This window comes from Pseudomonas brassicacearum (assembly GCF_009601685.2).
In the GTDB taxonomy this organism is placed as follows: Bacteria; Pseudomonadota; Gammaproteobacteria; order Pseudomonadales; family Pseudomonadaceae; genus Aquipseudomonas; species Aquipseudomonas kilonensis_B.
On sequence record NZ_CP045701.2, the window covers coordinates 2,186,360 to 2,200,066 of the forward strand.

10 protein-coding genes are annotated in these 13,707 nt (G+C 58.5%); 7 read left to right on the forward strand and 3 right to left on the reverse strand.

What is annotated here, in order from left to right; all coding sequences use genetic code 11:
- Positions 1–18: 18 nt before the first annotated feature.
- From tig to GFU70_RS09635, 7 genes are all read left to right on the forward strand, one after another.
- Complete coding sequence (gene tig, locus GFU70_RS09605; protein WP_116642801.1) at positions 19–1,329, forward strand: trigger factor; 1,311 nt, start codon at positions 19–21, stop codon at positions 1,327–1,329.
- Positions 1,330–1,422: 93 nt separating this feature from the next.
- Positions 1,423–2,064 (forward strand): ATP-dependent Clp endopeptidase proteolytic subunit ClpP, encoded by a 642-nt coding sequence (clpP, locus tag GFU70_RS09610; protein ID WP_003183177.1) that lies wholly within the window; start codon positions 1,423–1,425, stop codon positions 2,062–2,064.
- 107 nt (positions 2,065–2,171) lie between these two features.
- A complete protein-coding gene (clpX, locus tag GFU70_RS09615; RefSeq protein ID WP_024778305.1) occupies positions 2,172–3,455 on the forward strand; it encodes an ATP-dependent Clp protease ATP-binding subunit ClpX in 1,284 nt (427 codons plus the stop codon).
- 161 nt (positions 3,456–3,616) lie between these two features.
- A complete protein-coding gene (gene lon, locus GFU70_RS09620) occupies positions 3,617–6,013 on the forward strand; it encodes an endopeptidase La (protein WP_058545636.1) in 2,397 nt (798 codons plus the stop codon).
- A 148-nt stretch (positions 6,014–6,161) separates the two neighbouring features.
- Positions 6,162–6,434 carry an HU family DNA-binding protein gene (locus GFU70_RS09625; RefSeq protein ID WP_002552737.1) on the forward strand — a complete coding sequence of 91 codons (273 nt, stop codon included), beginning with the start codon at positions 6,162–6,164 and terminating at the stop codon, positions 6,432–6,434.
- A 224-nt stretch (positions 6,435–6,658) separates the two neighbouring features.
- Positions 6,659–8,530: a SurA N-terminal domain-containing protein gene (locus GFU70_RS09630; protein ID WP_153387931.1), complete on the forward strand. Its 1,872-nt coding sequence runs from the start codon at positions 6,659–6,661 to the stop codon at positions 8,528–8,530.
- A gap of 400 nt (positions 8,531–8,930) precedes the next feature.
- The gene (locus GFU70_RS09635) at positions 8,931–9,809 is read left to right on the forward strand and encodes a DUF2242 domain-containing protein (protein ID WP_153387932.1); all 879 of its coding nucleotides are present in this window, start codon (positions 8,931–8,933) and stop codon (positions 9,807–9,809) included.
- A gap of 304 nt (positions 9,810–10,113) precedes the next feature.
- On the opposite strand, the gene GFU70_RS09640 is transcribed toward GFU70_RS09635, so the two are convergent.
- From GFU70_RS09640 to GFU70_RS09650, 3 genes are all read right to left on the reverse strand, one after another.
- On the reverse strand, positions 10,114–11,151 hold the full coding sequence (locus tag GFU70_RS09640) for an AraC family transcriptional regulator (protein WP_153387933.1): 1,038 nt from the start codon (positions 11,149–11,151) through the stop codon (positions 10,114–10,116).
- Between the two features lie 2 nt (positions 11,152–11,153).
- Positions 11,154–12,284, reverse strand: a complete 1,131-nt coding sequence (locus tag GFU70_RS09645; RefSeq protein ID WP_116642798.1) for a carbon-nitrogen hydrolase family protein — start codon at positions 12,282–12,284, stop codon at positions 11,154–11,156.
- A gap of 172 nt (positions 12,285–12,456) precedes the next feature.
- Positions 12,457–13,674 (reverse strand): DUF3422 domain-containing protein, encoded by a 1,218-nt coding sequence (locus tag GFU70_RS09650; RefSeq protein WP_058544050.1) that lies wholly within the window; start codon positions 13,672–13,674, stop codon positions 12,457–12,459.
- Between the last annotated feature and the right edge of the window lie 33 nt (positions 13,675–13,707).

The window sequence follows — 13,707 nt, forward strand, 5'->3', positions numbered from 1 at the left end:
GTGCAACGAGGAATATCCATGCAAGTTTCTGTTGAAAATACTTCTGCTCTTGAGCGCCGCATGAGCATCACCGTGCCGGCTGAGCGCATCGAGACTCAGGTCAACAAGCGTCTGCAGCAGACTGCCCAAAAGGCCAAAATCCCAGGTTTCCGCCCAGGCAAAGTGCCAATGAGCGTGATCCGTCAGCGTTACGAAGCTGATGCGCGTCAGGAAGCCGTGGGCGACGTGATCCAGTCTTCGTTCTACGAAGCGGTCGTCGAGCAAAAGCTGAACCCGGCCGGTGCTCCGTCCGTCGAGCCTAAAGTGCTGGAAAAAGGCAAGGACCTGGAATTCGTCGCCACGTTCGAAGTGTTCCCTGAGTTCACGGTTGCCGGTTTCGAATCCATCGCCGTCGAGCGCCTGAGCGCTGACGTGTCGGATGCCGACCTGGACAAGATGCTGGACATCCTGCGCAAGCAGAACACCCGTTTCGAAGTGACTGAGCGTGCTGCCCAGAACGAAGATCAACTGAACATCGATTTCGTCGGCAAGGTCGACGGTGAAGTGTTCGCGGGCGGTTCCGCCAAGGCTACCCAGCTGGTGCTGGGCTCCGGTCGCATGATTCCTGGTTTCGAAGACGGCCTGGTTGGCGCCAAGGCCGGTGAAGAGCGCGTTCTGAACGTGACCTTCCCTGAGGACTACCAGAACCTGGACCTGGCTGGCAAAGCCGCCGAGTTCACCGTGACCGTCAACACTGTTTCCGAGCCGAAACTGCCTGAGCTGAACGAAGAGTTCTTCGCCCAGTTCGGCATCAAGGAAAGCGGTCTGGAAGGTTTCCGCACCGAAGTTCGCAAGAACATGGAGCGTGAACTGCGCCAAGCCATCAAGTCCAAGGTCAAGAACCAGGTCATGGACGGTCTGCTGGCGTCCAACCCGATCGAAGTGCCAAAGGCCCTGCTGGACAACGAAGTGAACCGTCTGCGCGTGCAGGCCGTTCAGCAGTTCGGTGGCAACATCAAGCCGGATCAACTGCCTGCCGAACTGTTCGAAGAGCAAGCCAAGCGCCGCGTCGTGCTGGGCCTGATCGTCGCCGAAGTGGTCAAGCAATTCGAGCTCAAGCCTGACGAAGCCCGCGTTCGCGAGCTGATCCAGGAAATGGCCTCGGCTTATCAAGAGCCTGAGCAAGTCGTGTCCTGGTACTACAAGAACGACCAGCAACTGAACGAAGTCCGTTCGGTTGTGCTGGAAGAACAAGTTGTGGATACTGTTCTGCAGAAAGCTAGCGTGACCGATAAAGCGGTCTCTTACGAAGAAGCGGTCAAGCCGGTGGAAGCTCCACAAGCCGATTGATGGTTCTGCGGTAAGAAATAAACACCCATAAGCCAGCCTTCGCGCTGGCTTATGCGTATTCAAGACATAACTATTTGGGAGTGACTGCGAGACATGTCCCGCAATTCTTTTTATCAGCAGAGCTCTGACATCCAGGCCGCAGGCGGCCTGGTCCCGATGGTTATCGAGCAGTCCGCCCGCGGCGAACGTGCCTATGACATCTACTCGCGTCTGCTCAAGGAACGCGTCATCTTCCTGATCGGCCCCGTTGAAGACTACATGGCCAACCTGGTCGCGGCGCAGCTGTTGTTCCTTGAAGCGGAAAACCCGGACAAGGATATCCATCTGTACATCAACTCACCTGGCGGTTCGGTGACTGCGGGCATGTCGATCTACGACACCATGCAGTTCATCAAGCCTGACGTTTCCACCATCTGCATCGGCCAGGCCTGCAGCATGGGCGCCTTCCTGCTCGCCGGCGGCGCAGCGGGCAAGCGTCACTGCCTGCCTAACTCGCGGATGATGATTCACCAGCCATTGGGCGGCTTCCAGGGCCAGGCGTCGGATATCGACATCCATGCCAAGGAAATCCTCCACATTCGTTCGCGCCTGAACTCGTTGCTGGCCCATCATACCGGCCAAAGCCTCGAAACCATTGAGCGTGACACCGAGCGTGACAACTTCATGAGCGCCGAGCGTGCAGCCGAATATGGCCTGATCGACTCCGTGATCAACAAGCGTCAAATGCCTGCCTAAGCCGCTCAAAATGCAGGTGGTTGGGATGACCGGCCGCCTGCGGGCTTGAAAAAGCCCGCAATTGCCTTCATCTTGTGTTGCAAGCCTATCGGATTTGGATCGATCGAATGACTGACACCCGCAACGGCGAGGACAACGGCAAACTGCTTTATTGCTCCTTCTGTGGCAAAAGCCAGCATGAAGTGCGCAAATTGATTGCCGGCCCCTCGGTCTTCATTTGCGACGAGTGCGTCGACCTGTGCAATGACATCATCCGCGAGGAGGTGCAGGAAGCCCAGGCCGAGAGCAGCGCGCATAAATTGCCTTCGCCTAAAGAAATCAGCGGCATCCTTGATCAGTATGTGATTGGTCAGGAACGTGCAAAAAAGGTACTGGCCGTAGCGGTGTACAACCACTACAAGCGCCTGAACCAACGTGACAAGAAGAATGACGAGGTCGAACTCGGCAAGAGCAACATCCTGCTGATCGGCCCGACAGGCTCGGGTAAGACCCTGCTTGCCGAAACCCTGGCCCGCTTGCTGAACGTTCCGTTCACCATCGCCGACGCAACCACCCTCACCGAGGCTGGTTATGTAGGTGAAGATGTCGAGAACATTATTCAGAAGTTGTTGCAGAAGTGCGACTACGATGTGGAAAAGGCCCAGATGGGCATTGTCTACATCGACGAAATCGACAAGATTTCCCGCAAGTCCGACAACCCGTCCATCACCCGGGATGTTTCCGGTGAGGGCGTGCAGCAGGCCTTGCTCAAGTTGATCGAAGGTACGGTCGCTTCCGTTCCACCCCAAGGTGGTCGCAAGCATCCGCAGCAGGAATTCCTGCAAGTCGACACCCGTAACATCCTGTTCATCTGCGGTGGTGCGTTCTCCGGCCTGGAAAAGGTTATTCAAAACCGTTCCACCCGTGGTGGCATCGGTTTCAACGCCGAAGTGCGCAGCAAGGAAGAAGGCAAGAAAGTCGGTGAATCCCTGCGTGAAGTCGAGCCTGACGATTTGGTCAAGTTTGGCCTGATCCCGGAATTCGTCGGTCGTCTGCCGGTCCTGGCGACGCTGGACGAGCTGGATGAAGCGGCGTTGATGCAGATCCTGACCGAGCCGAAAAACGCCCTGACCAAGCAGTATGCCAAGCTGTTCGAAATGGAAGGTGTAGACCTGGAATTCCGTTCCGACGCGCTGAAATCGGTCGCAAAACGTGCCCTGGAGCGCAAGACCGGTGCCCGTGGATTGCGTTCGATTCTCGAAGGCGTATTGCTCGACACGATGTATGAGATCCCCTCGCAGTCCGAGGTGAGTAAAGTCGTGATCGATGAAAGCGTTATAGAAGGCAAGTCCAAGCCACTGTATATCTATGAAAACAGTGAGCCGGCTGCCAAGGCCGCACCGGACGCTTAAGCGTCCCGCTGCCGGAACAAAGAAGGGGCCTTCGGGCCCCTTTGCTTTTAGCGCGTTTTAGACGTGTCTTAGCGCTTGTTTTTTTTCAAGGCTGCCCCCATCTTGGTTTCAAGCTTACTTCCATCTGTTTCCGGCCCGAGGGCCGCCGTAGAGGCGAAATCATGAAGACAACCATCGAATTGCCTCTCCTGCCATTGCGCGATGTCGTGGTGTATCCGCACATGGTTATCCCGCTGTTCGTGGGGCGCGAGAAGTCCATCGAAGCCCTTGAGGCTGCGATGACGGGTGACAAGCAGATTCTGCTGCTGGCTCAGAGAAATCCAGCCGACGATGATCCCGGCGAAGACGCACTGTATCGCGTAGGTACGATTGCAACGGTTCTGCAATTGCTCAAGCTGCCCGACGGCACCGTCAAGGTCTTGGTCGAAGGCGAGCAGCGCGGTGCTATCGAGCGTTTCAGCGAAGTGGACGGCCATTGCCGGGCCGAGGTGTCGCTGATCGAAGAGGTCGATGCGCCCGAGCGTGAATCAGAGGTGTTTGTCCGCAGCCTGCTGTCGCAGTTCGAACAATACGTGCAACTGGGCAAGAAGGTGCCTGCAGAGGTCCTGTCGTCGCTTAACAGCATCGATGAGCCGGGACGGCTGGTTGATACGATGGCGGCCCATATGGCCCTCAAGATCGAGCAGAAGCAGGAAATTCTCGAAATCATTGATTTGTCGGCCCGTGTCGAACACGTGCTGGCACTGCTCGACGGCGAAATCGATCTGTTGCAGGTCGAGAAACGCATTCGCGGTCGTGTGAAGAAGCAAATGGAGCGCAGTCAGCGCGAGTACTACCTGAATGAGCAGATGAAGGCCATTCAGAAAGAGCTGGGCGATGGCGACGAAGGCCACAACGAAATCGAAGAGCTGAAAAAACGCATCGATGCCGCCGGCTTGCCCAAGGATGCACTGGCCAAGGCCCAGGCCGAGCTGAACAAGCTCAAGCAAATGTCGCCGATGTCTGCTGAGGCCACCGTGGTGCGCTCCTACATCGACTGGTTGGTCCAGGTGCCGTGGAAAGCCCAGAGCAAGGTGCGTCTTGACCTGGCGCGTGCCGAAGACATCCTCGACGCCGACCATTACGGCCTGGAAGAGGTCAAGGAGCGCATCCTTGAATACCTCGCCGTGCAGAAGCGCGTGAAGAAGATTCGTGGCCCGGTCCTGTGCCTGGTCGGTCCTCCCGGGGTTGGTAAAACCTCCCTTGCGGAGTCGATTGCTCACGCAACCAACCGTAAATTCGTACGCATGGCCCTTGGCGGCGTGCGCGACGAGGCGGAAATTCGTGGTCATCGCCGGACCTACATCGGTTCGATGCCGGGAAGATTGATTCAAAAAATGACAAAGGTCGGCGTGCGCAATCCGCTGTTCCTTTTGGACGAAATCGACAAGATGGGCAGCGACATGCGCGGCGATCCTGCCTCTGCGTTGCTCGAAGTCCTCGATCCTGAGCAGAATCACAATTTCAACGATCACTACCTGGAGGTCGACTACGACCTGTCGGACGTGATGTTCCTCTGCACCTCCAACTCCATGAACATTCCGCCAGCATTGCTGGATCGGATGGAGGTGATTCGTCTGCCGGGCTACACCGAGGACGAGAAGATCAACATCGCCGTGAAGTACCTTTCGCCCAAGCAGATCCAGGCCAACGGCCTGAAAAAAGGCGAGCTGGAATTCGACGAGGAAGCGATTCGCGACATCATCCGCTACTACACCCGCGAAGCCGGTGTACGTGGCCTGGAACGGCAGATTGCCAAGGTCTGCCGCAAGGCGGTCAAGGAACATGCGCTGGAAAAACGCTTCGCGGTCAAGGTCACTTCGGACCTGCTGGAGCACTTTCTGGGCGTGCGCAAGTTCCGCTATGGCCTCGCCGAGCAACAGGACCAGATCGGCCAGGTGACTGGCCTGGCCTGGACCCAGGTCGGCGGTGAGTTGCTGACCATCGAAGCGGCCGTGGTGCCGGGCAAGGGTCAACTGATCAAGACCGGTTCCCTGGGCGACGTGATGGTCGAGTCCATCACTGCGGCGTTGACGGTGGTTCGCAGCCGCGCCCGGAGCCTGGGCATTCCCCTGGACTTCCATGAGAAGCGCGACACGCATATCCACATGCCTGAAGGGGCTACGCCCAAGGACGGCCCAAGCGCCGGTGTAGGCATGTGCACGGCGCTGGTCTCGGCACTGACCGGTATTCCGGTGCGCGCCGACGTCGCCATGACGGGTGAAATCACGCTGCGTGGCCAAGTCCTGGCGATTGGCGGCCTGAAGGAAAAATTGCTGGCGGCACACCGTGGTGGGATCAAGATCGTGATCATTCCTGAAGAGAATGTCCGCGATCTGAAGGAAATTCCTGACAACATCAAGCAAGATCTTCAGATCAAACCCGTTAAATGGATTGACGAGGTCCTGCAAATTGCGCTGCAATACGCGCCGGAGCCCTTGCCGGATGTGGCTCCTGAGATTGTCGCGAAGGAAGAAAAGCGAGAGTCTGACTCTAAGGAAAGAATTAGCACGCATTAATACGCATTTGCCTGGGGGGCTTCCTTGACAGTTTTTTAGAGCCCTTGTTATAAAGCGGCTCTTAAGTGTCTGCAGGCCATTCAGCACTCGTTTTTGCTTTCACCAAAAAAACTTAGAATCATCTCAAATAGATATAAGGGGACTTAGAGTGAACAAGTCGGAACTGATTGATGCTATCGCTGCATCCGCTGATATCCCGAAAGCTGCTGCTGGCCGTGCGCTGGACGCTGTAATCGAATCCGTCACTGGCGCTCTGAAGGCTGGCGACTCTGTTGTTCTGGTTGGTTTCGGCACCTTCTCCGTGACCGATCGTCCTGCTCGTATCGGTCGCAACCCGCAGACCGGTAAGACGCTGGAAATCGCTGCTGCCAAAAAGCCAGGCTTCAAAGCTGGTAAAGCGCTGAAAGAAGCCGTTAACTAAGGTTTCGTTGAGTTTATCCGGGTCGGGGTCATGCCTGGCTTGGCAGCGGAGCGGTAATACGGCCGGTTGCAACCGGTCTGGCACACCAGGGCTTGCAGGTTAGAGTCCGGTCCGCTCCGCCAGTTACGAGAAGGCGCATCCTCGGATGCGCCTTTCTTCTATCCGGATTCTACCCACGCTCCACGGTTGCCTAAATTTGAAGTTCAACCGTTTCTGGGGGACGCATGCTGCAGAATATCAGGGACAATTCACAAGGCTGGATTGCCAAGACCATCATCGGGGTCATCGTCGCATTGATGGCGTTGACCGGTTTCGATGCCATTTTCAAAGCCACTACCAACAGCAACGAAGCGGCCAAGGTCAACGGCGAAAACATCAGCCAGAACGAGCTGAGCCAGGCGGTCGACATGCAACGCCGTCAGCTCATGCAACAGTTGGGCAAGGATTTCGACGCCTCCCTGCTGGACGAAAAAATGCTGCGCGATTCAGCGCTCAAGGGCCTGATCGACCGCAAGTTGTTGCTGCAAGGCGCACACGATGCGAAATTCGCTTTCTCCGAAGCCGCGCTTGATCAAGTGATCTTGCAGACGCCTGAGTTCCAGGTCGATGGCAAATTCAGCGCCGAGCGTTTCGATCAGGTCATTCGCCAGTTGGGCTACAGCCGTATGCAGTTCCGCCAGATGCTGGCTCAGGAAATGCTGATCGGTCAGTTGCGCGCCGGCCTGGCAGGCAGCGGTTTTGTCACCGATGCCCAAGTGCTGGCATTTGCCCGCCTGGAAAAACAGACGCGTGATTTCGCCACCTTGAACATCAAGGCCGACCCGGCCTCCGTCAAGCTGACCGATGATGAGGTCAAGGCATACTACGACCAACACGCCAAGGAATTCATGACGCCTGACCAGGTGGTCATCGATTACCTCGAGCTGAAGAAAGCTTCCTTCTTCGATCAGGTCAGCGTGAAGGACGAAGACTTGCAGGCGGCCTATCAGAAAGAAATCGCCAATCTGTCCGAACAGCGTCGGGCTGCGCACATCCTGATCGAAGTGAACGACAAGGTGACCGAAGCCCAGGCCAAGGCGAAGATCGAAGAGATCCAGGCTCGCCTGGCCAAAGGCGAGTCGTTTGAAGCGTTGGCGAAGGAGTTTTCCCAAGACCCGGGTTCGGCCAGCAACGGCGGCGATCTAGGCTACGCTGGTCCTGGCGTTTACGATCCGGAATTCGAAAAGGCCTTGTACGCCTTGAACAAGGACCAGGTTTCGGCTCCGGTACGCACCGATTTCGGTCTGCACCTGATCAAGCTGCTGGGTGTCGAGGCGCCTGAAGTGCCTACGTTTGCCAGTCTCAAGGACAAGCTGACCCGCGAGCTGAAGACCCAGCAGGTGGAGCAGCGTTTCGTTGAGGCGACCAAGCAACTGGAGGATGCCTCGTTCGAAGCGTCCGACCTGGCGCAACCGGCCCAGGACCTGAAGCTGACCATCCACACGTCGGCCCCTTTCGGTCGTGAAGGCGGCGAAGGGATTGCGGCCAATCGTGCCGTGGTTACTGCTGCGTTCAGTCCGGAAGTGCTGGATGAGGGTGCCAACAGCACCGCTATCGAGCTGGACCCGGAAACCGTCGTGGTGCTGCGTGCCAAGGAGCACCGCAAGCCTGAGCAACTGCCGCTGGAAAGCGTGGCAGGGCCGATTCGTGCTCAATTGACCAAGGAGCACGCCAGCGCGGCAGCCAAGACCCGGGCCGACGAGTTGATCGCCAGCCTGCGCGACGGCAAGGCAGCACTGGACAAGCCGGTCGACGGCCAAGACTGGAAAGCCACCCAGGCGGCAACCCGCAACCAGGAAGGCATCGAACCGGCGGTGCTGCAAGCACTGTTCCGCATGCCCAAGCCTGAGTCCAAGGACAAGCCGACGTTCACCAGCGTGACCTTGCCTGATGGCAGCCTGGTGGTTGTGCGTCTGAACGGCGTGAACGAAGCGGCGGCACCGACTGACGAAGAGAAGGCGGAGTATCGCCGCTACCTCGCGTCCCGTGTTGGTCAGCAGGACTTTGCGGCGTATCGCAAGCAGTTGGAGAGCCAGGCGGAGATCAAGCGTTTCTAATTGCTTGATGCTTTTTCAAACCTGGTTGTGATGCTGTTCAGTTAGAAAAAACGGCGCTTCTTTTAGAAATGGGGAAGCGTCGTTTTTTTTGGCTTGGGTTTTGGGTTTTGGGTGTATATCCGTTTCTGCGGTAATGGATATACACACTGAACTACGCCGCTCTGAACGTGATATCAAAATCTTCATTAACGGCGCGACTGAACAGCATTAAGCTAAATCCCGGATTTTTTTGTGTCTGCTTGTTGCTCGGGGCGGGTGTTCGTCGATCTATCAGGCTGGCGTCTTTTTCCTGCAAACAACCCCCAGTAGACTTGTAACCCCCTTGAAACAAGATTAGCCACGCTGCCAAGTCGCGTTCTGTTGCACAATACGCCCCGGACCGTTTTTCTCAGGATGTTCAATGTTCAAATCATTTCACATGCGCACCGTCGGGCTTGCACTGGTGCTGGCCGTCGCAGCCGGTTGCTCGTCGAAGAAAACCGCCATTTACGAGCACGAGAACTTCGATGATTCCGGCACGTTTTCGCGCACTTACCCAGTGAGCGATGCGACGACCTGTGAGGCCGGGCGTAGGGCATTGCTCAGCCAGGGCTACATCATCACCAGCAGCGATCCGAAGCTGGTCAGCGGTCACAAGAGTTTCCAGCAAACCGGCGACACCCACATGGAGATCAGTTTCAACCTGGTCTGTGCCGAAGATGGCGGCGCTGGACACCGTGCGACCATGTTCGCCAACGCCTTGCAGGACCGTTATGCCCTGAAGAAAATCAACAACTCCGCCAGCCTGGGCGTGGGTGTGCTGGGTTCGGTATCGATGCCGATCGGCTCCTCGGATGATTCGATGGTCAAGGTCGCCAGCGAAACCGTGTCCGCGGCCAAGTTCTATGAGCGTTTCTTCGCCTTGGTGGAGCTGTTCCTGCCTCCCGAGGCGAAGAAAGCTGCCGAGAACGCCGAGAACGCAGAGAAACCGAAAGCTGAACTGGGCGTTCCGGAGTCCAAGGTCGAGCCGGCTGCCCTAGTGGCCGCTCCAGCGCCCGCACCGGAGCCTGCCCCGGAGCCTGTCGCCCCCGTGCCAGCCACCCCGGTAGAGGAGGCCGCGCCGGCCCCCGTCGAAACCGCTCCCACGGTGTTGGAGCCCGTCGTACCGCCGAGCGAGCCCGCGCCGATTGCGCCCGAGTCGTTCGAGTCTGCGCCGACGACCGAAACCGTTACGCCGCCACCACCGTCCAGCTCATTGCCGGCCCCGACCGAGCCGATCCAGCCGCTTCCGGCATCCTGAAGTCCAGTGGCAGGGAGTAACGCCCTGTCACGCTTCACACGGTAATTTTGCGCCCCTGTGCTACGTTTAATTCATGAAGCCTTTGCTTCATGTTTTGTTCATAAAGCAGCTTTATGCTGATGCCAGCGCCATCAGGTATTGGTTTCAATGACAGGGGAAGGACACGTAATGGATGATTATCAGGAAGAGCTGCTGGAATACCAGGCGTATGAACTGGACACGTTGGAACCCGCCGAAGATGCGACGGAGTTGTAAGCTTCGCTACAAGCTATAAGTAGTAAGCGCAAAACCAGGCTCTGGAGGTTCAAACCCCTCTGTGGCTACGACGAAACTCCCCAGGCGTCTGGTTGTTCCAGCGCTTGAAGGCCCGTTGAAATGCCTCGGCTGAGGCGAATCCCAATAGATAGGCGATTTCGCCGAACGCCAGTTCGGTATCGCGTATGTACGTCATGGCCAAGTCGCGACGAGTGTCGTTGAGGATGGCGCGAAACTGCGTGCCTTCCTCGGCCAGCTTGCGACGCAGGGTCCAGGTCGGCAGCTTCAGGCGGGCCGCCACTTCTTCCAGATCGGGTTCCCGGCCGCCGTTGAGCAACGGTCCCAGCAGTTGGATGATGCGCTCGCGCAGGCTACGGGTGCGGGTCAGTTGTTCCAGTTCCCGTTCACATAACTGAACCAGGTGATGCCAGGTGCTGGGGCAATGCTGTGGATTGCGCAGGGCGAGGCTGTCCAGGCCCAGGCGCAGTTGATTCTGTTCGGCGCCAAACTGGATCGGGCAGTCACCGAGCGTGCGGTAGGCCTCCACGTACGCCGGCTCCTCGAATTCGATTTCGATGCGTTCGGGTCGCAGCGCGATGCCGCTGACGCTGGACAGTTGCGCAAGCCAGCCGGCAATGATCGAATCCACGACGAAGCGGTTGTAGGCGTTATACGGGCTGATGGAATAGAACCGTAGCCAAGCGCCCCGGGCATCTTCATGGAAGCTCGATTGGCCGCGATAGTTGGAGCCATACAGCGGCTCGAAGCGGATCATGCAGCGGGCGGCCTCGCGCACGGTTGGCGCCTGGGCCGCGGTGACGCCTGCCAGCCCGGCCTGGCTCAAGCGGCCGAGTTGGCCCATGCGCAGGCCCAGGGCCGGGTCCTGGGTCTGTTGAATCGCGGCGTGGCCCAGGCGCATGTAGCGTGGGATCGACAGCCGTGCCCCGGGCTCGGCCATGCGCGCGGCATCGAGACCATACTGCTCAAGCAAAGGTTGTGGGTCCTGTCCATGGCTGGCGACTGCATCAGCCAGGCTATGGACGAAGCCCACTGACAAATTCCCCAGGCGCATCGGCTGCGGTTTCATGCTCACAACCACAGGTTCAGCAGGCGGGCGCCACGGGCGTTGCCATCGGGGAAGTGTTGGCCGTTGTGGCTGATGAAACTCTGGCCGGCGCTGCCTCTGTCCCAGAACTGGCCACGCAGGAACACGCTGACGCCGTTGCGGGCCTGGCTGATGGGCAATTGACCGGTCAGTGTCAGGCGATGCCAGGCTTGGCCCTCACTCACCTCACCCGGTTTGAGGCTCACCTCGCTCGGCGTGGACAGGCCTTTATAACCGCTCCAGGGTTTATTCCACGTATCGCGACCCATGATGAAGGCGGGCACCGCAATCAGTTGCGCCCCCTGCTCGTTGAGTTGCCGGTAGTGGAGCGGGTACCAACTGTCGCTGCCGATCAGCACGGCCAGGCGTCCGGCGGGGGTGTCGATGACTTGGAAAGCGGTCGGTCGGTCGGCTTCAAGCACATCGCGCTGTTCAAACACGGGATGTCGTTGGCGTTGTGGTTGGCCGATCGGCCGGCCATCACTGCCGAACACCAGGCTGCTGTTGTACAGCGCGCCGCGACCGATCCTCAGTTCACCGTCGCTGACACTGGGCTCGGGAAGCACGATGGAGCCGGCCACCAGGGTGATACCGAACTCCTTGGCCAGCCCACCGAACAGCGCTTGATAGTCATGGGCCATGCGCTCGGCTTTCATGCGCAGGTAGGCATCGTCCAGTCGGCTATCGCCTTGAGCGCTGACCAATGCCTGGATAAACGCCAGCGGATTACTGACCGCCAGCCAGTTCATGGCTTCCTTCAAGGTACTGGCCTGGTACAACTCGTCTTTTTCGCCGCCGACCATCAACCAGGTGCCGATGTGCTCGGGCAGGACCACCACGGTCTTGGCATTGAGAAAGCCCTGGTCGCGAGCCGTCTGCAGATAGGCCGCCAGTTTGCGATGCAGGCGCTCGGGGCTCTGGTAGTCGGTGGGGAACAATTCGGGCTGGATGCCCAGCAGGTTGCCGCGGTCGGCGGGCGTGCCCTGGTCGACCGCCAGGCTGATGCGCAGGTCGGACAGGTAATGACCCGCCGGACGATCCGTCGTCCACAGGGCGTAGGTGATCAGTGCGGCAATCAAGGCCAAGGAAAACAGCAGGTACAGAAATTTGCGCATGGGAGAACAGTCAGCGGCCGTGTGCAGGTTCGTGATTTTTCATCAGGAGTCACGGGGCAGGGTACGGTAAAACAAGGGATTAGCGAAGGGCGGGCGCTGATTGTTAATCACGCTCGGCAAACGCAAAGGCGTCCATGGAACCCTTGGACGCCCTCTGCGCTGGCAAGGCGCACTAGTGACTTTTGGCCTTCCTGATCCGGATCAGAATCAGCAGCAGGATCAACAGCACCGGTGGCGTCATGCCCAGCAGTGCCTCGCGGGCCGAGAGGTTTGCGCCCAAGGTGTGCAGCCCGCTGTAGACCAGTTTGAACAGATTGATCAGGTAGTAGGTGATGGCAATGATCGACAGGCCTTCCACCGCGCGCTGGATCTTGATCTGAGCATCGGCGCGGGCATTGAGGCTGCGCAGGATCTCGGCGTTCTGGTCTTCCATCTCGACCTGCACGCGGGCTTGCAGCAAGTCACCCAGGTTGGCGACGCTCATGGCCAGTTGTTCGAGGCGTTGTTCGGTGGCTGCGCAATAACGCACCGTGGGTTTGAAACGCCGTTCGATGAACACGCCCAGCCGCTGGCAATCCCCCAGGTGACTTTCGCGCAACTCCCCCAGGCGCTCGAACACCAGTTGGGCGTAGGCGCGGGTGGCGCTGAAACGGTGGCGATTCCTGACCGTACTGCTGACGACCTGGCGAGACAGCAGGGCGATGTCTTCCAGCAGGGCCTTGGCATGCACGCCGCTGGCATTGGCGTTGCGTTCGGACAGGCTCACCAGGGTGCGATCGAATTCGTTCAGTTGCGGGTCCAGTGCCTTGGCGGTGTTGAGCGACAAGGACGCCATCATCCGGTAGGTCTCGATTTCCAGCAGGCGCCGGATCATGCGGCCCTGGCGATAGGCGTTGAGCCGTCGGTTGATGAACAGCAGGCGATTGGTGCCATCCTCGGTCAGGCGAAAATCGCTCCAGACCACCGCATCGCCACCGCCCACGCAAGAGCCGCAAGGGTCCTTGAAACCGTAGCTGGGCAGGTCGAGACCGGCTTCTGCGCGCACCACCACCTGAACGGCATTGATCAGGTGCTGGGAATGACCTTCGATACCCTGGGCAAGGCATTCGGGCAGCGTTGTCCAGTGCAGTTCATTGGTGCTGGCAGGCACGACCAGGGTCAGGGTGAAGAACTCGGCGTGGCGCTCCCACTTGAGCGGATGTCCTTCAAGGCGGGTGATGCCTTGTGCCGCCTCTGCTGCGACGGTTTCAGGGCACAGTCGCGCGAGCAGCGCGTTGCACTGGGCATTGTCGCCCAGAAACGCCAGGTGGAAGACGTGGGCCGGTTCGTCGAAATACAGCGACGGGCGGGCGTGCAACTCGTTGTGCAGCATTTTTCGTTGGGGATGCATGCAATGACGACTCTGTATTAGCGTTATTTTTGG

Bases quoted from the DNA above. Each gene is read 5' to 3' on its own strand.
- GFU70_RS09645 (WP_116642798.1), bottom strand. From the start codon at position 12,284: ATGCGCAAATTTCTGTACCTGCTGTTTTCCTTGGCCTTGATTGCCGCA.
- GFU70_RS09635 (WP_153387932.1), top strand. From the start codon at position 8,931: ATGTTCAAATCATTTCACATGCGCACCGTCGGGCTTGCACTGGTGCTG.
- lon (WP_058545636.1), top strand. From the start codon at position 3,617: ATGAAGACAACCATCGAATTGCCTCTCCTGCCATTGCGCGATGTCGTG.
- GFU70_RS09650 (WP_058544050.1), bottom strand. From the start codon at position 13,674: ATGCATCCCCAACGAAAAATGCTGCACAACGAGTTGCACGCCCGCCCG.
- clpP (WP_003183177.1), top strand. From the start codon at position 1,423: ATGTCCCGCAATTCTTTTTATCAGCAGAGCTCTGACATCCAGGCCGCA.
- GFU70_RS09630 (WP_153387931.1), top strand. From the start codon at position 6,659: ATGCTGCAGAATATCAGGGACAATTCACAAGGCTGGATTGCCAAGACC.
- tig (WP_116642801.1), top strand. From the start codon at position 19: ATGCAAGTTTCTGTTGAAAATACTTCTGCTCTTGAGCGCCGCATGAGC.
- clpX (WP_024778305.1), top strand. From the start codon at position 2,172: ATGACTGACACCCGCAACGGCGAGGACAACGGCAAACTGCTTTATTGC.
- GFU70_RS09640 (WP_153387933.1), bottom strand. From the start codon at position 11,151: ATGAAACCGCAGCCGATGCGCCTGGGGAATTTGTCAGTGGGCTTCGTC.